Below are 23,024 nucleotides of genomic sequence, written 5' to 3'. Positions count from 1 at the left end.
TTCTTTTGTATCCCTGGTTTTTCAGTAATATTATCAGCTTGATTTTATTAAAGATAATTTATAAGGTTTTTTTCGCATTTTTAAAGCTCCTTAATCATCATATAAAAATTTGAAAAACTATTTAAGGATTAAATTACATATAATTTAAATGAGGTAGGGTGCTAAATTATTATAATTATAGCTTTGGCTTAAATTGGAAAAGGAACCGCCTCCCATCCAATTTTGCTCCCTACCTTGTGGGTTTTCATGATTATTAAGATTCGTTTTTGTAAATCCATATATTAAAATTAATTGGATATTTTTTTATAGCCCTATTAAATATATATTTATAACTTAAAATAAAACACCCCTTAACTTCGAAGGGGTTAAGGGCCGGTTAGTATAAGTATTTTTTTGAGGTCAGGATATGAAGAGTAGAAGTATGGAAGAACACAGGCAAAGTAGTCCCTCCAATATTAAATGTGGAGTTATAACTTTAAGTGATTCCCGCTACCAGGAATCCTTACAAAAGAAAAATCATGATATTTCTGGTGAGTTTCTGGTGGATAAATTGAATGAAAAGTATAAGGTTGTTGCCTATGAAATAATACCCGATGACTCTAAAATACTTTTAGAAACACTGGAAGTTATGATATCAGATTTCAATACCAGGATAATTATCACCACTGGAGGTACAGGTATTGGAAGTAGGGATATAACTGTTGAAACCCTGCAGGGTTTATTTGAAAAAGAACTTACTGGTTTTGGGGAAATTTTCCGTTATGAAACCTATAAGGAGTTAGGTGCCGGCGCAATTCTTAGCCGGGCCACTGCAGGTATCTATAAACGTTGTTTAATTATAGCATTGCCTGGTTCTCCAAATGCAGTTAAAATGGGAATGAAAATCATTGGTAATGAATTAGGGCATCTGGTTAAACATCTGAAGGAATGAAGAATCTTTAGATGCGGAAAATAAAACTATTATCAGTAATACTAAAAAGGAAATCATTTATCTAAAAATTCACTAACCAGCAGTAATGGCTCCAATTCAATATCATGATTTTTTAAATTATTTTTAGCACCCTCTAACCTATCAACAACCACAAATGCTCTTTTGACGATTCCTCCATTTTCATGGATGGCGTTTATGGCCTTTAATAATGAATTGCCAGTAGTGGTAACATCTTCCACTACCACCACCTGATCCCCTTTTTTTAATTCCCCTTCAATTAATTTTGATGTGCCGTAACCTTTTTTTTCTTTACGTATCATTAATAATGGTTTTTTAGATTCCAGGGCTAAAGCAGTTGCAATAGGAACAGCACCTAAAGCTGGACCGGCAATTTTATTTATATTATCCTTATGAATTGTTTCAGAGATGATTTCAGCAATAGTTTTCAGGATTTCTGGTTCGGTGATGGCCTTTTTCATATCCACGTAGTAATCACTTTCTTTTCCAGAAGCTAAAACAAATTTACCAGATTTTACTACTTCATTTTTTTTTAGTAAATCAATCAAAATTTTTTTTTTAGTTTCAATCGTTTTTTGCATATAACACATACTCCGGGATCTAAGTAGTAACATTGAGAGCAAACAGAAGTTCCACAGATAGAACAGGTATGCATTTTTGCGGCTTTGCCGCAAATATTACATATTCCTGTTAGCTCCATAAAAAACCCCATCTATACTTGTTTTTTTGAATACGAATAATGATATTTTTTGCATTAATTGATTATTCCCCACCGCTTTTTAGTAAAATTTTATCCCCTATTTTTTTTACCATATCATAAGGGACAATGGTTTCACCTTTTGAAAGACCTAAACCTTCAGATATTCCCCCTTTACCTAATACTAACGCTTCTATGGTTTTTGTTTCCAGGTCCATTTCCACATCCTTAACTTTCCCTATAATGGTAGCTGAATTATCCAGAACTTCTTTACCTACGATTTCTTCCACAATCCTCATTTTATCACCTAAATTTATTTTGTACTGCAAAATATTTATATTTTTTATTAAAATCCAAAAAAAAAATAAATAGATATTTTGAAGATCAGGTGCCTTCAAAACACTTTTCCAGATGTTCTTCGCTTGGTGGTTGAGTAATTAAGCTCACCACAATAGTTAAAATTGCAGCTACAGGTAATCCTATAACAATAGGATCCACCGCAGGCCATGGAGCTGAACTAATTAATGTAGGGGTTCCAAAAAGTAATTGGGAAATCCCTAACGCCTCAGATGTTTTTTTGAAAACAAATAATAACCAGAAGGAACTAACCAGTGTTCCCACCACCATACCGGCAATAGCACCCCAGCGGGTGGAACGTTTCCAAAAGAGAGCCACCACATACATGGATAGAAATGCTGCTGCAGTTAAACTGAACCATAAAGCAGTGCCCACCGCAATTATATTGCCCGGAAGTATGAAACCTAAAATAACTGCAATTATAACTGCTAGAGCAATGGCTCCCCGGGCAATAAGTACTGTAGAGCCACCTTTAACCCTGAAGATCGTTTCATAGACATCTCTTCCAATTGCAGTTCCCTGCACATGAAACTGAGAACTCAAAGTGGACATGGCCGCAGACAGCAGGGTTACCATGAAGATATATGCAAACCACAAAGGCATGGCCGTGGTAATAAATAATGGAATTATTTTATCAGCATTTCCACCCGCAGCTTGAATAGCAATTTGCCCCGTGCTTTGGAGGAAATAAACATTGGAAAGTGCCCCAACAATAAAAGCAGTTCCGGTCATTAAAAATATGAACAAACCTCCCACAAGCACTGCTCGATTTAATTCCCGGTTGGATTTAACTGTCATGAACCGCACTGCCAGTTGTGGTTGGGATAATACTCCAATACCAACTCCCAGTATCAAGGTTGATACCAGTGTCCACCAGAAAGGGCTTCCTAAAGAAGGCATGCTGGTCCATCCAGTGGCCCCGGTTTGAACTGCTTCAGCAGGCATTAAAGGTGCCATATTGGTTAGGGCCTGATGGGCCTCTGTAACTCCTCCCAGCAAATAATATATTCCAAATAGAAGGAAGATCATACCAAAAAACATGATGGTTCCCTGCAGGGCATCCGTATACATTACCCCCTTAATTCCTCCAAATATAACATATACAGCCACTATTAGAGCCATTGCCAGTAAAGCAATAGTATAATCAATATTTAATGTAGTTTCTACAAAACGGGCCATTCCGATAAGTACCACCGAGGCATAAAGAGGCATCCCCAGGAAGACCACCAGCCCGGAAAAATACTGAATAAATTTACTATTATAACGTCGGGAAAGGAACTCAGGGAAGGTAAGGGCACTTAAATTATGTCCCATTTTCCGGGTCCTTTTACCAAATAAAACAAAGGCGATGAAAATTCCTACCAGTATATTCAAAACCGTTAGCCATAAAAGGCCCATTCCGTAAATTCCAGCTACTCCTCCAAAACCAACAATAGCGGCGGTACTGATAAAAGTAGCCCCATAACTCATGGCCATTATATAGGGATGGGTGGTTCGACCAGCCACCATATAGTCTTCTGCGGACTTAGTACGTTTCCAGGCAACATAACCAGTATAAGCCACTAAAATAAGATAAATCAATGTAATTATCGTTAAAAGCATTACATTCATATAATCACAACCAACACCTTCAGGGATTAATTATTTAGTAACAAATTAGAATCCAAGTTCCTCTTCTTCCATTTCTCTTTCTTTTTTTTCCCATTCTAATTCTTCTTTTATTTGTTCTTCTTCATCTTCTCCGCCTTTATTCCAGTTTAAAATTCCATAGATTACACATAAAATTACGGCCAGAATGCATAAAATATAAGCACCCCACACCCAGGGATCCGGTATTCCTAAAACTTCCACTTAAAACACCTCCATATTTCTCAGAAAGCCATCTTAACCCTATAAGGATAAAAAGGATTTTTTTGTAAGTATTTTTAATATTTAATCATTAATAATATATTTAGTTAACTAATTTTTTTACCAAAACCGGTTTTATGTATAGGGGGTCCTGGTGGTAAGTTTGTAAAAATAGATTCCTGAAAAATTTGAAGTTTAATCCCCGAGGGAATTAAACCCCCTCAAAACATTTATCCAGATATTTTGGTTCAGGTGGTTTGCTAAGTAGGCTAACCACTATGGTTACCACAAATGCCAGGGGCACTGCAACCACAATAGGATCAACCACCGGCCAGGGCATGTTAGTTAAGAGTATGTCCTGTCCAGTAAGGGCTTGGGATATTCCCAGAGAAGCAGCTGTTTTTTTGTAAATAAAAAATAGCCAGAAAAGGCTGGTTATGGTTCCTGCCAACATTCCCGCAATGGCTCCTGCCCGGGTGGTTCTTTTCCAGAACAATCCACATACAAAGACTGATAAAAATGCGGCAGCACATATGCCAAAAAATAGGGAGGTTCCCAATGCTATAATACTTCCCGGGAGCAGGTATCCCAAAACCAGGGCAATTATTACTGAAAATAGAATTCCTATTCTGGTTATTAATATGGATCTATCTCCGGTTTTGCTTAATATTGTCTCATAAACATCACGGCCGATGGAAGTTCCCTGGACATGAAACTGAGAACTCAAAGTGGACATGGCTGCAGAAAGCAGGGTCAGCATGAAAATATAGGTGAACCATTCCGGCATGGCCTGATTAATAAATATTGGAATTATACGGTCGATATTGCCTTCTACCACCTGGACAGCTATTTGTCCTGTTTGCTGGAAGAAATAGACATTAGATAGGGATCCTACAATATAAGCCGTGCCGGTCATGATAAATATAAATAAACCACCTACCAGAACAGCCCGGTTTAATTCCCGATTCGATTTAACCGTCATGAATCTTACAGCCAGTTGTGGTTGGGCCAGGACCCCTATTCCCACCCCCAGTATGATGGTGGATACCAGGGTCCACCACCAGGGACTTCCCAGCACTGGAAAAGACGTCCACCCGGTTCCCCCCACTGCACTTACCTGGGCCGGTACCAATGGTGCCAGATTAGTTAAAGACTGGTTGGCAGTGTTTACTCCCCCTAATAGATAATAAGTAGTCACCAGCAAAAATAACATGCCTAAAAACATTATGGAACCCTGCAGGGCATCGGTATACATTACTCCTTTAATTCCTCCTAAAACCACATAGGCAGCAACTATAATGGCCATGATTAAAAGAGCAAGATTAAAATCTATCTTTATAGTTGTTTCAATGAATCTAGCCGCCCCAATCAGAACCACCGACGCATATAAGGGCATGGCAAAAAATATTATCAACCCGGCAAAGTACTGAATAAATTTACAATTAAATCTACGTCCCAGAAACTCAGGAAATGTAAGAGAACCCATATTATGCCCCATTTTTCTGGTTCTTTTACCAAAAAGAACAAAAGCGATGAAAATACCCACGATGATATTTAAAAATACCAGCCATAAAATCCCCATACCAAACTGGCCTGCAATTCCACCAAATCCTACAATGGCAGCCGTACTTATAAAAGTAGCTCCGTAACTTAAAGCCATAATATAAGGATGTGTTTTACGTCCAGCTACCATATAGTCTTCCGAAGTTTTAGTTCCTCTCCAAGCCACATAGCCCACATAGCCTATAATTAAAAAATATAATAATATCACAATACTGAGAATCAATATATCCATTTCATACCACCCAATTATAATTTAACTTTAAAAAATCCCTGATTTATTAATAAATCCTATTAGCAGGAACAGAGACCTCATTATAATTATTAAATTTAAGTAATTATCCCCTTATATTATAAATTGTGGTATGAAGCCCAACCACAACCTATTAATAATATAAACCAGTATCCTGCCAGAAGGTAGGATTATAAGATTGAAGATAAAAAGATTTAATCCATCTAAATCCCTGGGAAATTTATACATTTAGATGAATCGCTTAGCAAATTTTTTTTATCAGGCACATGCTACTTTTTATTGTTCAAAGATAAATAAGAAAATATCAAAAATGATTTGGAATACTATATGTGTACCACTAAAAGGAAGATAACATGATTTGGAATAAAGAAGCCGAATGCATGTCTAAAGAAGACAAAGAAAGGTTACAGCTAGAGCGACTAAAAGAAATTGTCAGCACTGCCTATGAAAAGGTGCCCTTCTACCAGGAAAGATTCAAAAAGGCAGGTATAAGACCAGAAGATATTCAAAGTTTAGGTGATCTGGAAAAATTGCCATTTACTACCAAAACAGATTTAAGAGATGCTTATCCCTTTGGCATGTTTGCTGTGCCTGAGGAAGATATAGTGGAAGTGCATACCTCCTCTGGTACAACTGGAAAGCCTACTGTTTCTGGTTATACCAAAAAAGATCTTGAAATATGGGGAGAAGTGATGGCCAGAGCTTTAAATATGGCACTAGCTGAAAAATCAGACCGCATACAAAATTGCTATGGTTACGGACTTTTCACGGGAGGTTTAGGAGTACACTATGGTGCCCAGCAGGTAGGTGCAACAGTAATTCCTATTTCAGCCGGCAATACCCAGAGACAGGTTGAAATCCTGCAGGACTTTAAAACCAGTGTAATAACCTGCACCCCATCTTATGCCCTATACCTGGGAGAGGTGCTGGAAAAGCAAGGTGTGGATATTAAGGATTTGAATCTGAAATCCGGCGTTTTTGGTGCGGAAATGTGGACTGAAGAGATGAGGGATGAAATAGAAAAAAGACTGGGTCTAATTGCCCTGAATATTTATGGGCTTACCGAAATCATTGGTCCGGGAGTAGCCCAGGAGTGTCCTGAAAAAAGCGGGCTTCATATCTTTGAAGACCATTTCTACCCGGAGATTATCGACCCCAAAACCCGGGAAGTTTTAGGGGAAGGAAAAAAAGGAGAGTTGGTTTTAACCACCCTTACCCGGGAGGGAATGCCCATAATTCGTTTTAGAACCAAAGATATTACTGCACTGCGCTATGAAAAATGTGGCTGTGGAAGAACCATGGTTAGAATGGATAGGATAACCGGCCGTACCGATGATATGTTAAAAATACGAGGGGTTATTGTATTCCCCTCCCAGATTGAAAGAGCTCTATTAAAAATTGAAGGCCTGGATCCCCACTACCAGATAATTGTAACCCGCCCCCATCACCTGGATGAATTAGAAGTGCAGGTAGAAGCTTCTCCTATTTTGTTTTCTGATGAAGTAAAGCATGTGGAAGAAGTTAAAAAAATGATTGAAAAACGTATACACAGCGAAATAGGGTTGAGGGTTAATGTTACTCTGGTAGAACCAGAAAGCCTTCCTCGAAGTGAAGGAAAAGCAGTGAGAGTTATAGACAAACGTAATTTTGATTGAGTTGTATGATTGTGGAGAGGATACTATGAAATTGAAGCAAATATCCATATTTCTGGAAAACAAAAAAGGAAGATTAAAAAAAGCTATAAATGTTCTATCCCAATCGAAGATAAATATCAGAGCACTTTCCATTGCTGATACTTCTGAATTTGGGATTTTAAGATTAATAGTTCCAGAAGTAGATAAAGCTCGTACTATTCTGGTAAAAAATCAGTTTGTAGTGAAAGTGAATGATGTAATTGCCGTGGAAGTACCGGATAAACCAGGAGGTTTGGATGGTATTCTGGATATTCTTCATCAGGCAGATATTAATGTGGAATACATCTACGCTTTTGTTGAAAAAAAAACAGACAATGCAATCGTAGTTATTAGAACTGAAAATATTGAGGAAGGGTTAAAAACGCTTAAAAAAGCTAATGCAACTGTTTTATCTCCAGAAGAAGTCTATAATCTTTAATTGTGAAAAAAATAGAATTTTTTAATTAAAAAAAATATTTTCGTCCTGGACTAAAGTTCAGGATGAAAAAAAATAATATGTTTTCTTTTATTTCCGGGATTTAACCTGCTTATATCCCATTTCAAAGGCTTTATGGTTAATGTCCAGAGAATTAGGAGGTAAATTTTCATCCATAGCTTTTATTAAGCTTTCTTTTTTTATAGGAAACCCTTCAATGGCAGCTGCTGCTCCCAGCATTACCATGTTCATGGCCAGAATATTCCCGGATTCTTCTGCAATCTTTTCAGCATTAAAGGCAAATAAAGAATTTGAATTAGATTTCAATTCTGTTAAGATATCTTCCAGCTTAGGATAAGGAAATTCACTGTTAGATATATTAAAAGGCATGATGGGGGCAGTGTTTACAACAAAATTAGTTTCTTTACTGGACTTGTTCATTACCCTAACTGCTTCCATTGGTTCAAATGATATTAAAAGGTCTGCCTGTCCTTCTTCTATTATGGAACTTTGGGCATTCCCCAGTTTTAGTTCGGTGAAAACTACACCTCCCCTTTGTGCCATTCCATGTATTTCACTCATCACCACATTTAAACCACTCTCTATGGCTGCTTCGCCCAGGATAATGGAGGACTTTATAATTCCCTGTCCACCCACCCCGGATATATAAATTTTATAAGAATCCTGACTGTTTAACCTCACCAAATCACCTCTTTCCCCGGATTGCTTTTTGAGGACACATTTGTAAACATATGGTACACCCTCTACACTGAAAATTATCTATTTTTATAGAACCATCTTCCGTCTTGAATATGGCTGGGCAGCTTAGCTGACTAACACATTCCAGACAATCATCGCACTTTTCTGTATCAATGGTTAAAAATAGTTTTTTAGGCTTTTTAATGCCTTTAATTAACATGCAGGGATACTTAGAAATTACTACACTAACACCCTGATTTTGAATAGCTTTTTCAAAAATAGGAATACTATTTTTAAGATTTAGAGGATTAATAGTTTCCACCAGGTCGGCACCGGCAGCAGCAGCTATTTTTTCTATAGAAATTTCCGGGGCCACTTCTCCCATACCATCAACTGGAAGTCCCGGGTGGGGTTGTCCGCCGGTCATGGCCGTGGTACGATTGTCCAGTACTGTTAAAACAAAGTTATGCTTATTATGAACTGCGTTTACAAGAGGAGGGATTCCGGCATGGAAGAAAGTAGAATCACCAATAAAGCTCACTATTTTTTGATCAGTTGCCCGGGAAAAACCGCAGCTGGCCCCTATGCCCGAACCCATAGACAGTAAATAGTCCCCCGCATTATAGGGTGACTCTATTCCCAGGGTATAACATCCGATATCAGTAGGGAATATCATATCATCTTCCTCTATGCCCAGATTTTCCCGGGCTTTTATAATGGCATAATATGCTGCACGATGGGGGCAGCCGGCACATAAAGTAGGTGGGCGATTAGGTAGCTGCATAGTTGAGGATAAATTATCCTTGTTTTCGGATTTAAGAGGATAGTCCCCCAGTTTTTTTAAGGATCCCGCCACAATATCTGGATTGAATTCATAAATAAGAGGCAATGTTTTGTCCAGTTTACCATGAACCGTTTTTTTGATTCCTCTTTGGCCCAGGATGGAAAGTATTTCTTTTTCCATAATGGGATCAACTTCTTCCACCACCAGAATAGCATCCAGATTTTCCATAAATTCCAGAACCTTTTCTTCAGGGAAGGGATAACTGAATCCCAGTTTTAAAACCGGGATATCAAGATTGTTGCCATTTATGACATCCATGACATAATTAAAAGCACTCCCACTGGAGATTATCCCCATAGGGGAGGTTTTTTTATTGTTGTAAATTCTATTAAGGTCAGAGGAATTTACCTCATCTTTTATGGTATCCATTTTTTCAACCAGTTTTTGGTGCATTACCCTGGCGGTGGAAGGTACTGGTACAAATTGAGAAGGGTTTTTAATAAAATATCCTTTTTTAGAAGGTTTGGATAAATGCCCCAGTTCCACAATTCCCCTCATATGAGAAGTTCGGGTAGTGGTACGAATTAGAACAGGTATCTGGAATTTTTCTGATAATTCAAAACCATATTTAATGAATTCTTTAATTTCATGGGGATTGGAAGGTTCCAGTAATGGGAAATTAGCCAGTCGATTATAATGACGAGTATCCTGTTCATTCTGGGAAGAGAACATGGATGGTTCATCTGCCACTAAAATTACCATCCCTCCCCTTACTCCCGTATAAACTGCACTCATCAGTGAATCCGATGCTACATTAACTCCCACATGTTTCATGAAAGTGAAGGATCGTACTCCGGATGCAGCAGCAGCAGCAGCAACTTCTAAAGCTACTTTTTCATTTATAGAAAATTCAAAATACAAACCTGCTTCTTTAGCTATTTTTGATAATTCATTCCCAATTTCTGAAGATGGGGTTCCCGGATAAGTAGCAGCAATTGAAACACCAGATTCCAGTGCACCTCTAACTGCGGCTTCATTACCCAGTAGAAAAAGTTTTTCTCCATTTTTTCCATTGACAAGTTGTTTAGGGTCCATTTGAGTTCACCAACTATAATAAATTAAAATAGACATGTTCACCATAACTGCCTCATATTTCTAGATTCGTAGTTATTTCAGTTAATTAAAATATTTGAATTCTAGTACACACTTCATATTCCTTAATTGAAATATTTGAATTCCATTCTGACTCCATACTCCCCATAACCTGGCCTGAATAAATTCTAAAATATCAACTGATTTTATTCTTTTTTAGGATTTAGTTTTAGCCTAATTAAATCTTTTTGTTATTTGTATTTATTAATTATTATAAATATTACTATTTTGAAAAAAAGTAAGAAAATTTAGATTAGAATTTATGTATTTACAGAGGGCATTTAATATTTAAAGTTTCCTGCCATCCCCACAGGCTTAATATTTCAAATATAATCCGTTTATGTCCTTCTGGATTAAAAATATCATGTTTTGAAATAATTCTGGTAATTTTATTGGCTAATTTATAATCATGGGCAAAGCTTTTCTGGAATGCCCTTAAAAATTCATCCAATATTTCCTGGTGGTGATTTTCCAGCTTATTATAATACTCTAAAAATGCCCAGGCAATAACATAGCGTGAAATCATTAAAATCTGGTCAAAAACCACATCCCGGGAATAATTAAGATATATGTTCTCACCATTAAGTGCTGCTTTTATTTCTCTTTTAACCGAGGGAATGTATTCTGAACCAAAGGGAGAAAATCCATTATCCTGAATAATCTTATTAACCACAATATCATCCAGCATGGTAAAAAGTAGCCGGGCATTTTTTATGATTTGGTCAGGAACTTCCTGTTTAAAATCCAGGCGACAGTACCCCATTTTGAAAATTAAAACCCCGTGGGTAGCTTCATGAGCAATAGATCTAATCAGGTCTTTTTTGGATCTATCTACCCCTGCTTTAATAATTATTATGATAGAATCAGGATTATATCTAAAAGCAGATAGCATGCCTTCTATTCCAAGGTCTCTACTTTCAACGATTTTTACCTCTTTTGATGTTTCATCTTCTACTTTTTTTAAGTAGGATTCCAGGCGTCCATATGAATCATAAGCTGACATTTTCACCAGTCTAAAAATTTGAAAATCCAGAGAAGGGGTTAATCTTTATATTATATCAGCCCCTAATAATAATTAAATTTAAACTTATTCTAAATTATTTTAATACTCAAACTAATACCTTTAGAGCTTAAAATAAATCCGTAAAATAAGTAATCATTGATTTAAATAATTAATGAATAATTAAAATTAAATTTCCGTATAATTAAAATATTAAGAATATAATTAATTGATTTGTAGAGAATATTAATTTTTTTTAGGAAACTTGCCAGATGGAGATAAAAATGATTAAAATCAAGGTTTTGAGATTTGACTCTGGAGATGACCAGGACCCCTATATTGAAACATATGAAATTGATAAAAAAGAAAAAATGAAGGTCCTGGATGCTTTAAATCAAATTAATGAAAAATATGAGGCGAATATCGCATTCAGGAGTTCTTGTAGGGCAGGTCAATGTGGTTCTTGTGCAATAAAAATGAATAAAAATGTGGTGCTGGCCTGTAAAGCCGAAATTGAAGATGATGCCTTGCTGGAACCATTGGATTTTCCAGTTATTAAAGATCTGATTATAGATCGAAGTGAAGTAGAAGAAAAAGTTCATAAAATGAGTTTGTTCTTAGATCGAGGTTGTGATGGAACTTCTTGTCCGGAATTAATTTCCCCTGCAGATTCAGCCGATAGTAAAAAGTTAAGAGGTTGTATTGAATGCTTTTCCTGCTTATCTGCCTGTCCCATTATAAAGGAGAGTGAAGAATATGCCGGGCCTTATTTCATGCGTTATCTATCTAAATTTGCCTTAGACCCTCGTGATTATGATAATAGGGAAAATATAGCCTTAATGGAAGGATTGTATGATTGTACCACTTGTGGTAAGTGTGCCGAAGTTTGTCCCAAGGAAGTCAGCATACCCGGAGATGCTATTGAAAAATTGAGGGCACTGGCCTACCAGAAAAAAATTGGACCTCTGGATGCTCACCAGGCAGTTAAAAAACTAGTGGATGAAACCGGACGATCAATTGATCCTCCTGTGGAAGGCTTTATAGAAGCTGTGAATAAATTTAAAGAAGATGATGAATCTGAATCTAAAGTAGCATTTTTCACCGGTTGCATGGTGGATTACCGGATTCCGGAAGTTGGTTTTGCATTATTAAATGTTCTAAAAGAGAATAATATTGATATAATTGTTCCAGAAGAGCAGGTGTGCTGTGGATCTCCATTAATTAGAACTGGACAATTAGATGTGGTGGAAAAGCTGGTAAAGCATAACCAGGAAGTTTTCCTGGACTACGACACTATTATAACTGTTTGTGCCGGCTGTGGTGCCACCCTCAAAAAGGATTATCCTCGATATGGGGTAAACTTTAATGTGGTGGATATCAGTGAATTTCTCATTGAAAATCTGGATACTGAGAAGATGCATCCCGTGGCGATGCGTGTTACCTATCACGACCCTTGCCACCTTTCACGTAGCCAGGGAATAACCAGAGAACCACGGGAAATTTTGAAAAAAATTAAAGGATTAGAATTTGTTGAAATGGAAGAGCCAAATCAGTGCTGCGGTGCTGGGGGAGGAGTTAAATCCGGCCGTCCGGAACTTGCCTATAAATTAGGTAAAAAAAAGGCAGAAATGATTAAAAAATTAAATGTGGATGCAGTGATAAGTATCTGTCCGTTCTGCCAGTATCATATTCAGGATACCCTTCAAAAAGAGGGTTTAGGACATATAAAAGTTATGAATATCCTGGAATTATTGGATATGGCTTATAATGGCCCCCAGGATGACTGAAAATTAATATTTTAAAAAAAAATTAATTTTAGATAAAATGGAATACCAGACATTTTTAGATAATATCTATGTGGTATTTGTGGAAGCAGAAACCCCGGGAAATATTGGATTTTTAGCCAGAGCCATGAAAAATTTTGCCTTGCAAAATCTTATATTAATAAATCCCTGCAAATTAGCCAATGAAGCCTACTTCCAGGCCAGCCACGGCCGTGATATTGTAAATAATTCCCTTAAATTTGATTCATTAGGGGAATTTTTAGAGGAAGTTCCCATTGATTTTGTGGTCGGCACCACTGGAATGCCTGGTGGAAGTTACCGGTTATCCAGAATACCTCTTAAACCTGAAAAAATGGTGCAGAGTATTAATTCCAAAGGCAAAATTGCATTTTTATTTGGAAGAGAAGGTAATGGTTTATCCAATGAGGAGCTGGAACTATGTGATATTACAGTGAGCATACCTGCCCATCCCTCCTATCCGGTGATGAATATATCCCATGCTGCTGCCATAATTTTTTATGAGTTATTTAAAAACCTCTATGAATTTGATGTGGAAGGATTGGAGGAAGCTTCCCTAGTGGAAAAAAATTACCTCCTGGGTGAAATGGATAAAATTGTTAAAAACGTTGATTTACCTCCCCATAAAATAAAAACCGCGAATAGGGCATTTAAAAATATTATAGGTAGGTCCTTCATTACCGCAAGGGAAGCACACACCTTAACCGGGCTTTTAAGAAGAATAAAAATTAAGATGGGTCAGAGATAAAATGATTTTCGGAGATACCACCTTAAATATACTGGCCATCATGGGTTTGGTTCTACTAATTCTAATTTTTCCCTGGTTAATGAGAATACGTATGATTTCTTCAGTTAGCAAAATAGTCCGGGAACTGGAGGAAATGGTTACTCAATCTAAAAAAATTTTAATAAATACCTCCCAGAAAGAAGGTAATCCCCCTCTAGATCCTCAAGAATCAGTGGAAAATTTTATACAATTCTTCATAATCCCCCCCGCAGGTATGGATCCGGCAGGTATAGTGAAAAAATTTGACCAGATTTTAGAATTGGGAGAAGAACGTTTTCATGAAATGGTCAACATAATAGCTCCTGAAGCTGATTTGGAAATAAAATCCAATATTATAATGGCTTTAAAAGCTACTATTGGTCTTAATAGCGTTTTTAAGTTGGTGCGCCATAATTTAGAACTATCCCGTAAAACAGGTAATTTGCAACTACTTTTAAGCCTTCAAATGAACCTTCCTATAATTTTAAGGCTGGTTAAATCACAGTATGAAAGTGTGAAAAGTTTTTCAGAAGGTAAACCTATTGGAGATGGATTAGGGCCTTTAGTGGCCAGTTTAATGATGCAAGGCCATGAAAATAAAAATTTAAAAGAAATTGACGACATGATAATGTTTCAAGGAGATTTTCAAGGCAGGAATTTAACTATAATAAGGGCTAGAGGGCCTGGTGCCCGGATTGGTAAAGTGGGAAAAATTTCATCCAGGATAATAGATAAAAACAAAATTGATAGAATCATATCTATTGATGCTGCTATAAAAATGGAAGGCGAAAAAACAGGTACAGTTGCGGAAGGTATAGGAGTGGTAATAGGAGGACCTGGCACAGATAAGTGGTTTATTGAAGAAAAATCTATTTCCAGAGGGCTTAAAATGGATGCTATTATCGTTAAAATGAGCCCAGAAGAGGCCATAAGTCCTATGACCAAAAAAATCAGAGATAGTGCAGCAAAAGCCTTAAAAACTTTAGAAAATTCCATTAAAAGATCTCCTGAAGGTTCTCGTATCTTAATAATCGGGGTGGGGAACAGTTGTGGTATACCTCACCATGTCAGTCACCTTTCCCAGATAGAAATAAAAAAAGAAGAGATGGTAATAAATGGCGATTCTTAGTGACATAGATATCAAAAAATATTTAGAAGAAGAATTAATAATTATTGATCCTTTAAAAGATCCAGAAAGACAAATACAGCCTTCTTCAGTAGATCTAAGAATAGGTAGTGAATTTAAAGGTTTTAGAATAATAAGAAAGCCCTGTATTGATCCTATGGATAAGTCCGATATTGAGTCTTACATGGAATCCATACATATAGAAGAAGGAGGTTCTTTTATTATTCATCCTGGAGAATTTGCTTTGGCTACCACCTACGAAACAGTTAAAATCCCTTCAAATCTGGTGGCAAGAGTTGAAGGTAGGTCTTCCATGGGCAGGCTGGGAATTACCATGCATGTTACTGCTGGTTACATTGATCCTGGTTTTTGGGGTAAAATAACCCTTGAAATTTCCAATATTGGTAAAATGCCAGTGGCGCTGTATCCCGGGCAGAGAGTATGTCAGATAGTTTTTGAAACCATGACTTCTCCGTCTCAAAAGCCTTACGGGCATCCCGATAGAGATAGTAAATATATGGGGCAACAAAGGCCTGAAACAAGTAAGATAAAGCATGATTATGAGCTGAAAAGCCCCTGAAGTATTTATTAATTTATTATGTTTATCCATCAATTTTCTAATTTTATAGTTTAAGGGAGATGATTTAATGAAGCATGACCAGGTCATGAATGTTGCTAAAAAAAGAGGATTTATATGGTCTTCATTTGAAATTTACTCAGGAGTAGCTGGATTTGTAGATTATGGTCCACTGGGAGCTATTCTCAAAAATAAGATAATGAATAAGTGGAGAAATTATTACATCGTAGGGGAGGGATTTTATGAAATCGAATCCCCAACTATCATGCCCGAAGAAGCATTAAAAGCTTCAGGACATGTAGATCACTTTACAGATCCTATGACCGAATGTAAAGATTGTATGGATGTTTACCGGGCGGACCATGTAATTGAAGAGCATACCGGGGAGGATGTGGAGGGTTTAGAAAATCAAATCCTCACCGAGAAAATATCTGAAAATAAGATAAGATGTCCCCGTTGTGGAGGTCACCTCAACAAGGTATGGAATTACAATTTAATGTTCCAAACCTTAATTGGAGCTAAAGGTAAAAAGATAGGATATATGAGGCCTGAAACTGCTCAGGGGATATTTATACCATTTAAGCGCCTTTTGAGATTTTTCCGTAACAAGTTGCCCTTTGGAGTGGTACAGCTGGGTAAGGCCTACCGGAATGAAATATCTCCCCGTCAGGGTGTTATTCGCCTTCGTGAATTCACTCAAGCCGAAGCAGAAATATTCATAAACCCCCAGGACAAGTCTCATCCCCGTTTTTCAAAAATAAAAGAACAAGAGCTTAACTTATATCCTGCTACCAGCCAGATGGGTGATAAAAAAAGTATTACCATCACCGCCCAGGAAGCCCATGAAAAGGAAATAGTATCCAGTGAAATGCTTATATATCAGTTATATCTTGCTCAAAAGTTTTTAAGAGAATTAGGAATACCTGATAGCGCACTTAGATTCAGACAACATCTTCCCACAGAGATGGCCCATTATGCCATAGACTGCTGGGATGTTGAAGTAGAAACTGATAGGTACGGTTGGATAGAAATTATTGGAATAGCAGACCGATCCGATTACGATTTAAGGTCCCATAGTGATTACAGCAGTGAAGATCTGAAGGTTTTTATAGAGTATCCGGAACCAGTGAAAATTAAGAAAATTATAGCTAAACCAAACATGCAGAAGTTTGGCCCTGCTTTTAAAAACCAGGCCCCTGCCCTGATGAAATTTTTGGAAGAAGCTGATTCAGAACAAATAAAAAAATCATTCCAGAAAAATGGGTTTTTTGAAGTGGAATTAGAAGAAAAGTATCAGATTCTGCCAGAACACCTGCAATTTGAGGAAGTGGATGAAACCATCAGAGGTGAAAAAATATTCCCTCATGTAATAGAACCTTCCTTTGGAATAGATCGTATTGTCTATTCCGTACTTCTCCATTGTTTTAAAGAAGAGGAAGATAAAAATTATTTCCAGTTTGCATCGGATATTGCCCCGGTGGAACTTAGTGTTTTTCCCCTTTTGAACCAGGAAGATTTAACAAATCTTGCTCAGGATATAAAGGATAGCTTAAGAGAGCTGGGATTCATTGCCGAATATGATTCTTCAGGAACCATAGGGCGCAGGTATGCACGTTCTGATGAGATAGGTGTTCCTTTTGCCTTAACTGTTGACCATGAATCTTTAAGTTCAGATACTCTCACCATACGTAATAGAGATGATTCCCAACAAATAAGAATACCTATAGAAGATATACCCACCATAGTATCTGATTTAAAGGAATCTAAAATAGAATTTGAAAGTTTAAAATCATTATATGGTGATTTATAAATTTTTAATATCTATTTTTTCTGATTTTTCTTTGTAGTATTTAAATAGATCTTTACCCCAAGTTATGGCTTCTTTATCGTGGCTTAAGAGTAGTTTTGAAACATCATAGGATCCATCATGGGAAAAAAGGCCTAGAGTTAATACGTGATCATTAATTAAAAATGCAACAGGAATATTATCATTAATGGTTCTAATTTTTAGTTTACCATTTTTTATAAATTCCGTGGTCTTTTCTATATTAGTACGCTCTAAAAGAGGTTTTAAGATATCATATCTTAGGATTAAACTTACATCCCCTCCATTATCCAATACTTGTTTAATAAAATCCATATGGCGACTGAAAAATACTGGTAAAACTACACTAATATCTTTAGAATCCTTTAAAAGTTCTGAATAAGTAGTAAATGGTTTTGATATGTTTGACTTAGTAGATTCTATCAAAATAGAATTATTTAGTTGTCCAATTTTTAATAAAAAGTTTTTAGGAAAATCTTCAATATTATGAGATTCAAAAAAATTTTTATGTTTTTTTATAACCGCGCAATTTTTTAGCATTGTAACGATTTTTGATGAGATTAATTTACCTTTAGATGTCAAGGAATAAGTATCTAAAATCTTGGTTACAAATTTACGCTTCTCGAGTTGATTTATGCTATGGATAATTGTAGAAGAGGATATGGAGGTTTCTTCTCTGAGTTCCCTTAATTTTTTTGGGTTCTCTCTCAAACTTAAAATGATTTTTATTTTAACATGTGAAGATAATAAAAAGTTAATTTCATCATGCAGTTCTTCCATTAGACTATTGAATTGATTGGATTCCACTTAATCACCTATTTCAATAAATAGTTAGCAATTTTTCGAGTCGATAGTTTTTCTGATTTGGATAAGTAATAATTAAATAGATTTTCACCCCAATTTACAGCATCATTGGAACTACTAACTAAATCTCGATTTTGATCATAGCTCCCATCATCATTCATTAAGCCTAGAGAAAGGAAATTATCACTTACAGTAAAAGCAACTGAAATTTTATCATTATAAACCCACATACTGAGATTTTTATCCATGACCCTTTTAAGGTCTTTAAAAATATCCCTTAGCTTTGAAGTTTTGACTATTTGTTCCAGAACTTCCGCGGTAAGTATTAATTCTATTTTTATTCCTTTTTCAGATAATTGATCAAATAGATCTACATCTGATGGATTAAAGAATGGACTTACCCCTTTAATTTCTTTTGCATTTTCTAATAATTTAGAATATTCAGTATATGGCTTAAAAACATCTTTATAATTAGCTTTTATCAACTCTGAATCTTTCAAAGCCCCCAGATCCTCCAAAAGAAAATCAGGTACCCCTCCCATGTCATGATTGAGCCATAATTCTTCAAATTTTTTAGTGGAGGACATTAATTTCAGAAAGTCCATTAGTGAATACAATTTCAAAAGCCCGATTTGGGAAATAAGGTACTTGTCCTCGATTTTAATTACCATGTTTTCTTCTAAGAGTCTTTTCATATTATTGGAAATTGCAGCAAAGCTCAGGTCATTTTCTTCTTTTATTTCCTTCATGGCCTTGGGATATTCAGTGATGCTGCTTAAAATATTTAATCGTATCCTGGATTTAATCATAAATTTCAAATCATCCTGAACAAAGTCATAATAGTTGAAAAGATTTTCCAGATCAGTCATTTGATTCACCTTACATAGAATAAATATATTTTACATAACTTACTTAAAAACTATTAGGATATTATTATCCTTTTATCCATCTATATGTTATGAGGTGATGATATGATTGATGCCCACATACATGCCGATACCCGGCCTTATGAAGACTTTGAAAGTATGGTTATTTCCGGGGTGGACACTGCCATAAGTTGTGCCCATGATCCTCTTAGAATGACAAGTTCAGAGGTAGTTTTCGACCATTTTTATCGTTTAATGAATAATGACATTAAAAGGGCTGCAGAAAATGGTTTAAAATTGTACCTTGCGCTGGGAATACACCCTCGCAGTATTTCATCTGACTATGAAAAAATTTTAAAAAAGTTACCCCAAATATTGAAAGAAGATTCGGTGGTGGCCTTGGGAGAAATAGGACTTGAAAGGGCTTCAAATGAAGAAATAAATATATTTAAAAAACAGTTAAAAATAGCAGAGGATTTAAAAGCCAGGGTGATTGTGCACACACCGCGAAGCAATAAAAAGGAAGTTTCTCTTAAAACCATATCCATTATACAGGAAACCATAAATCCGGGCCAAGTAATTTTAGATCATGTTGATTTTAGTTTGGTGGATGATGTGATTGAAGAGGAATTTATGTTGGGCCTTACAGTTCAACCTGAAAAAATGACCCCTCCCGAAGCTTTAAAAATTTTAGAGGATTATGGATCTGAAAAATTCCTATTAAATAGTGATATCAGTTCTTCACCATCAGATCCCTTAGCAGTAGCTAAAACTGTGCACTTGATGAAATTAAAAAATTTTGATGAAAAAGAGATCAATCAGGTTTCATATGAAAATGCAGCTAATTTTTTCTCAATTTAATTTATCCCCCCTAATATGTTAAGACATCTAAATGCAGACTGGTTTGCAAATTCCAGGCATTTTTCTTCTTTTTCTCCTTTTAACCATTTAAAAACAAATCCTGCTGCAAAAGCATCCCCCGCTCCAGTTGTATCTAAGGCTTTTACTTTTTTTGTACTGGCAGAGATGGTATTATCCCTGGAGTAAATTATGGCTCCCTCTTTTCCCCGGGTTACAATCACATTACTAACCCCTTCTTCTAGAAGTAACTGAGAACCTTCATAAGTTTTTTCCCCGGTTAAAATATTAACCTCTTTCTCATTTAAAAATAATAATTCAGTTTTTTTAGCACTCTTTTTAATTTATCCACCCCATAGGAGGATAAAAGTGATCCAGGAGAAAAGGATAGTTTTGGGGCGTACTGGGCCACATCATAAGCCACCTCCCAGTAAACACCAGTTAAATGGGTAAAGGGAGAGGATTTAATATAATCAATATCTTCTTTTAAAAGATTTAATTTTGCATTGGCTCCCATGAAGGAATAGATAGATCTTTTCCCACCTTTATCTACACTTATAAATGCCATTCCGGTTTGATCATTCATGGTCAGGCAACGGGAAATGTCCATGTTTTCCCTGCTAACTTTGCTTAGAATTATTTTCCCATAATCATCATTTCCCAGACGAGCTATTAATCCCGTTTTAATGCCATTTCTAGATAGATTAACAGCAAAATTAAGAGCAGATCCACCAGGCGAAGTATTAATTGTTTCAATATACATTTCACTGTCTATTTCAACAAAGCGAGGTACCTTCAAAATAAAATCCATATTACAGGTTCCTATGCTTATAACTTCCACAGACAAATAAGTCACCTGAATAACTAAAAAAAATATAATGAAAAATAAAAAACCTATCTTCTTCCCATAAGTCCGTCGATAAGCTTGGTAATAACTCCTTTCTTATCTGGTTCAATAGGATGATATTGTTCACCCACCAGGTCTGCTGCAAGTTTCATTATAGAATTGGTTACCTGTGATTTAGGATTTTTAATAACTATTGGCTCTCCAAAAGCAGCAGAACGGCTTACCTCTGGATCATCAGGTATGACACTTATAACTGGAACTTCGAGTATGGTTTCGATTTCATCAACAGTTAAAAAAGTTTTATCATGTTGTTCACGGTTAATTACCACACCCAGAATATTTACTCCTAATTTGGTTGCAATTATTTTGGTTTTTAATGCATCACTTATGGAGGGAACTTCCGGTGTGGTGACCAGAATTAATTCATCAGCAGCAGCCAGAGCAGCCAGAGCATCCTTTTCCAGTCCCGCAGGAGCGTCAATTAAAAGAATGTCCGTATCTTCTATTAGTCGGGATAATGTTTCTTCTAACCGGTCTAATTTAACGTTTCTTAGGCCTTCCAGAGAAATACCTGCTGGAACAATTCTAACACCGCTGGGGCCCTCATAAATTGCATCTTCTATAGATGCTTCCCCAGCCAATACTTCGTGTAATGTTACTGATTTTCCTTCCATCCCTAATATAAGTTCTAAATTAGCCATGGCAATATCTGCATCCAGAACCACAGTTCTCTCACCATAGGTAGATAATGCTACACCTAAATTTGCAGTAATGGTTGTCTTTCCTACACCACCTTTTCCTGATGCAATGGTTATAACCCGGGTCAATACTACTCCTCCTAATAAATAATCATACTAATAAAATTAATTCATCATTATCATATTTAATTATAGTTATTTTTAATTTAATTAATGTCTATGTTTATCTCAAAATTCTCCACAATTTGAGGATATTCCCGGAAGCTTTTTCTTATTTCCATTTCGACTATTTCCGAGATATGAAACTTTAAATTTTTAATATCCTTAGAATCGCCCATGAACCGGGAAAATATGCCTTTAGATGCATATTCACAGATAATATTAATTTTCCCAGATATTTCATTAGTATTATCCAAAAAAACCATTACTTCTGTCCCTCCAATTTTAGGAATGCCCATAACTGATTTTTTGATTTTATTCATCAGGGTTAATTCAATTTTTTCCAGATCTTCAATACTTACTTCTCCACCTTTATAGGTTTCAAGAACTTTATCAACTTCCTCCTCTTCCACATCCTTTAAACCATATTTTTTCATAAGTTCAGCACGATCTATGGGTATTTGAGGTTCTGGAGGTTCTTCTTCTAAGATTAATTCTTCTTCAGATGTAATTTCTTCCCTGGGAGAAATTTGAGAAGAATCATCCTCAGATTTTAGGGGGTTTTTTATATTTTCTACCGGAGTTAATTTTTCTTGAGGGGTGGCTTTTAAAGTTTCATTTTTTAAATCAGAAGAGGTTTTGGAATCCATATCCACTTCATCATTATTTGAAGCCCCTGCTTTTGAATTACTTTCTATGGGGGAGGAATGATTTTCAAATGTTTCAGTGGCATCATTATCAGTTTTAATGGAATTATTTTCCTCTATTTCCTGATTTATATCCTCCACAGAGTTAGTTTCAGGATTAGTTATAACTTCAGTGGAATCATCATCTTTCTCTTCATCAGATACTGGTTCCCGGTAGCTTGCCGTTTTGGGATTAAAATATTCTTCTTGTGAAGGATTACTCGTCATTTCAGGTGGTTTCTCAGGAATGGATTTTTTTCCAATATCGAACATATATACCTTGTTTAAATCAATCAAATAATCTATTTGGGTTTTTTTTAAATCAAATACTTCTATCAAAGTATCTGTTTTTTCCATAGCATAATTAATCTTCTCTAAGGCATCATATTTCAAATGGCGATCATAAGAAGCTGCAACTTGTTTTCCATCTTTAAAAAGCATATACCCTTCTTCAGATCCATGGGTAACCCTAATAAAACCGTTATGCTCTTTTTCGGTTAATTTTTCTAATAATTTGGATAATTCAAGTTCATCAGCATAAGATACTTGAGATGGCTTGGTAATTGGTAATTCCATTTTTTATGCCTCAGAGTAAGTATATT

The 23,024-nt window shown here is 36.0% G+C and carries 24 protein-coding genes; 9 read left to right on the top strand and 15 right to left on the bottom strand.

What is annotated here, in order from left to right; all coding sequences use genetic code 11:
* The first annotated feature begins 406 nt into the window (after window positions 1–406).
* Entirely contained in the window at window positions 407–931 is a 525-nt protein-coding gene (locus HYG87_RS08820) for a MogA/MoaB family molybdenum cofactor biosynthesis protein (RefSeq protein ID WP_211532810.1), read from the top strand.
* 53 nt (window positions 932–984) lie between these two features.
* Here HYG87_RS08820 and pyrE read toward each other — a convergent pair whose 3' ends face one another.
* The 6 genes from pyrE to HYG87_RS08790 form a co-directional block, all read right to left on the bottom strand.
* Window positions 985–1,530, bottom strand: coding sequence for an orotate phosphoribosyltransferase (gene pyrE / locus HYG87_RS08815; RefSeq protein WP_211532809.1), 546 nt, complete (start codon window positions 1,528–1,530; stop codon window positions 985–987).
* Window positions 1,494–1,649 carry an orotate phosphoribosyltransferase gene (locus HYG87_RS08810; protein ID WP_211532808.1) on the bottom strand — a complete coding sequence of 52 codons (156 nt, stop codon included), beginning with the start codon at window positions 1,647–1,649 and terminating at the stop codon, window positions 1,494–1,496. The genes pyrE and HYG87_RS08810 overlap by 37 nt, the downstream gene beginning before the upstream one ends.
* Window positions 1,650–1,711: 62 nt before the next feature.
* Complete coding sequence (locus tag HYG87_RS08805) at window positions 1,712–1,945, bottom strand: PRC-barrel domain-containing protein (RefSeq protein WP_211532807.1); 234 nt, start codon at window positions 1,943–1,945, stop codon at window positions 1,712–1,714.
* A gap of 85 nt (window positions 1,946–2,030) precedes the next feature.
* Entirely contained in the window at window positions 2,031–3,614 is a 1,584-nt protein-coding gene (locus HYG87_RS08800; RefSeq protein ID WP_211532806.1) for a sodium:solute symporter family protein, read from the bottom strand.
* A gap of 45 nt (window positions 3,615–3,659) precedes the next feature.
* On the bottom strand, window positions 3,660–3,854 hold the full coding sequence (locus tag HYG87_RS08795; RefSeq protein WP_211532805.1) for a symporter small accessory protein: 195 nt from the start codon (window positions 3,852–3,854) through the stop codon (window positions 3,660–3,662).
* Window positions 3,855–4,062: 208 nt separating this feature from the next.
* Window positions 4,063–5,646, bottom strand: a complete 1,584-nt coding sequence (locus tag HYG87_RS08790; RefSeq protein ID WP_211532804.1) for a sodium:solute symporter family protein — start codon at window positions 5,644–5,646, stop codon at window positions 4,063–4,065.
* 371 nt (window positions 5,647–6,017) lie between these two features.
* Here HYG87_RS08790 and HYG87_RS08785 point away from each other — a divergent pair, with 371 nt between their 5' ends.
* Window positions 6,018–7,319, top strand: coding sequence for a phenylacetate--CoA ligase family protein (locus HYG87_RS08785; protein WP_211532803.1), 1,302 nt, complete (start codon window positions 6,018–6,020; stop codon window positions 7,317–7,319).
* A 25-nt stretch (window positions 7,320–7,344) separates the two neighbouring features.
* The gene (locus HYG87_RS08780) at window positions 7,345–7,776 is read left to right on the top strand and encodes an ACT domain-containing protein (protein ID WP_211532802.1); all 432 of its coding nucleotides are present in this window, start codon (window positions 7,345–7,347) and stop codon (window positions 7,774–7,776) included.
* An 87-nt stretch (window positions 7,777–7,863) separates the two neighbouring features.
* On the opposite strand, the gene HYG87_RS08775 is transcribed toward HYG87_RS08780, so the two are convergent.
* The 3 genes from HYG87_RS08775 to HYG87_RS08765 form a co-directional block, all read right to left on the bottom strand.
* On the bottom strand, window positions 7,864–8,475 hold the full coding sequence (locus HYG87_RS08775; protein WP_211532801.1) for an indolepyruvate oxidoreductase subunit beta: 612 nt from the start codon (window positions 8,473–8,475) through the stop codon (window positions 7,864–7,866).
* 4 nt (window positions 8,476–8,479) lie between these two features.
* Window positions 8,480–10,351, bottom strand: a complete 1,872-nt coding sequence (gene iorA / locus HYG87_RS08770; RefSeq protein ID WP_211532800.1) for an indolepyruvate ferredoxin oxidoreductase subunit alpha — start codon at window positions 10,349–10,351, stop codon at window positions 8,480–8,482.
* Between the two features lie 325 nt (window positions 10,352–10,676).
* Entirely contained in the window at window positions 10,677–11,411 is a 735-nt protein-coding gene (locus HYG87_RS08765; protein WP_211532799.1) for a hypothetical protein, read from the bottom strand.
* Window positions 11,412–11,692: 281 nt separating this feature from the next.
* Here HYG87_RS08765 and tfrB point away from each other — a divergent pair, with 281 nt between their 5' ends.
* From tfrB to glyS, 5 genes are all read left to right on the top strand, one after another.
* A complete protein-coding gene (gene tfrB, locus HYG87_RS08760; RefSeq protein ID WP_211532798.1) occupies window positions 11,693–13,195 on the top strand; it encodes a fumarate reductase (CoM/CoB) subunit TfrB in 1,503 nt (500 codons plus the stop codon).
* 37 nt (window positions 13,196–13,232) lie between these two features.
* Window positions 13,233–13,958: a TrmJ/YjtD family RNA methyltransferase gene (locus HYG87_RS08755; protein WP_211532797.1), complete on the top strand. Its 726-nt coding sequence runs from the start codon at window positions 13,233–13,235 to the stop codon at window positions 13,956–13,958.
* Between the two features lies 1 nt (window position 13,959).
* Window positions 13,960–15,105 (top strand): DUF1512 family protein, encoded by a 1,146-nt coding sequence (locus HYG87_RS08750; RefSeq protein ID WP_211532796.1) that lies wholly within the window; start codon window positions 13,960–13,962, stop codon window positions 15,103–15,105.
* A complete protein-coding gene (gene dcd, locus HYG87_RS08745) occupies window positions 15,092–15,682 on the top strand; it encodes a dCTP deaminase (RefSeq protein ID WP_211532795.1) in 591 nt (196 codons plus the stop codon). Before HYG87_RS08750 ends, dcd begins: the two co-directional genes overlap by 14 nt.
* Window positions 15,683–15,749: 67 nt before the next feature.
* Entirely contained in the window at window positions 15,750–17,489 is a 1,740-nt protein-coding gene (glyS, locus tag HYG87_RS08740) for a glycine--tRNA ligase (RefSeq protein ID WP_211532794.1), read from the top strand.
* On the opposite strand, the gene HYG87_RS08735 is transcribed toward glyS, so the two are convergent.
* Both HYG87_RS08735 and HYG87_RS08730 read right to left on the bottom strand, forming a co-directional pair.
* Window positions 17,484–18,311 carry a helix-turn-helix transcriptional regulator gene (locus tag HYG87_RS08735; protein ID WP_211532793.1) on the bottom strand — a complete coding sequence of 276 codons (828 nt, stop codon included), beginning with the start codon at window positions 18,309–18,311 and terminating at the stop codon, window positions 17,484–17,486. The genes glyS and HYG87_RS08735 overlap by 6 nt on opposite strands.
* 8 nt (window positions 18,312–18,319) lie before the next feature.
* Entirely contained in the window at window positions 18,320–19,177 is an 858-nt protein-coding gene (locus tag HYG87_RS08730; RefSeq protein WP_211532792.1) for a helix-turn-helix transcriptional regulator, read from the bottom strand.
* 102 nt (window positions 19,178–19,279) lie between these two features.
* On the opposite strand from HYG87_RS08730, the gene HYG87_RS08725 reads away from it, so the two are divergent.
* Window positions 19,280–20,035 (top strand): TatD family hydrolase, encoded by a 756-nt coding sequence (locus tag HYG87_RS08725; protein ID WP_211532791.1) that lies wholly within the window; start codon window positions 19,280–19,282, stop codon window positions 20,033–20,035.
* Here HYG87_RS08725 and HYG87_RS11060 read toward each other — a convergent pair.
* The 4 genes from HYG87_RS11060 to HYG87_RS08705 form a co-directional block, all read right to left on the bottom strand.
* On the bottom strand, window positions 20,032–20,319 hold the full coding sequence (locus HYG87_RS11060) for a carbohydrate kinase family protein (RefSeq protein WP_256438703.1): 288 nt from the start codon (window positions 20,317–20,319) through the stop codon (window positions 20,032–20,034). The two genes, HYG87_RS08725 and HYG87_RS11060, sit on opposite strands and share 4 nt — an antisense overlap.
* 17 nt (window positions 20,320–20,336) lie before the next feature.
* Complete coding sequence (locus HYG87_RS11055) at window positions 20,337–20,873, bottom strand: PfkB family carbohydrate kinase (RefSeq protein ID WP_256438702.1); 537 nt, start codon at window positions 20,871–20,873, stop codon at window positions 20,337–20,339.
* Window positions 20,874–20,926: 53 nt separating this feature from the next.
* Window positions 20,927–21,706 carry a cell division ATPase MinD gene (gene minD / locus HYG87_RS08710; protein ID WP_211532789.1) on the bottom strand — a complete coding sequence of 260 codons (780 nt, stop codon included), beginning with the start codon at window positions 21,704–21,706 and terminating at the stop codon, window positions 20,927–20,929.
* A 77-nt stretch (window positions 21,707–21,783) separates the two neighbouring features.
* Window positions 21,784–22,998 carry a DUF2226 domain-containing protein gene (locus HYG87_RS08705; RefSeq protein WP_211532788.1) on the bottom strand — a complete coding sequence of 405 codons (1,215 nt, stop codon included), beginning with the start codon at window positions 22,996–22,998 and terminating at the stop codon, window positions 21,784–21,786.
* Window positions 22,999–23,024 lie beyond the last annotated feature (26 nt).

It is taken from the genome of Methanobacterium alkalithermotolerans (assembly GCF_018141185.1).
Classification (GTDB): domain Archaea; phylum Methanobacteriota; class Methanobacteria; order Methanobacteriales; family Methanobacteriaceae; genus Methanobacterium_F; species Methanobacterium_F alkalithermotolerans.
Note: the sequence above shows the minus strand (reverse complement) of the source record. Positions and strands in the feature narration are given on the sequence as shown.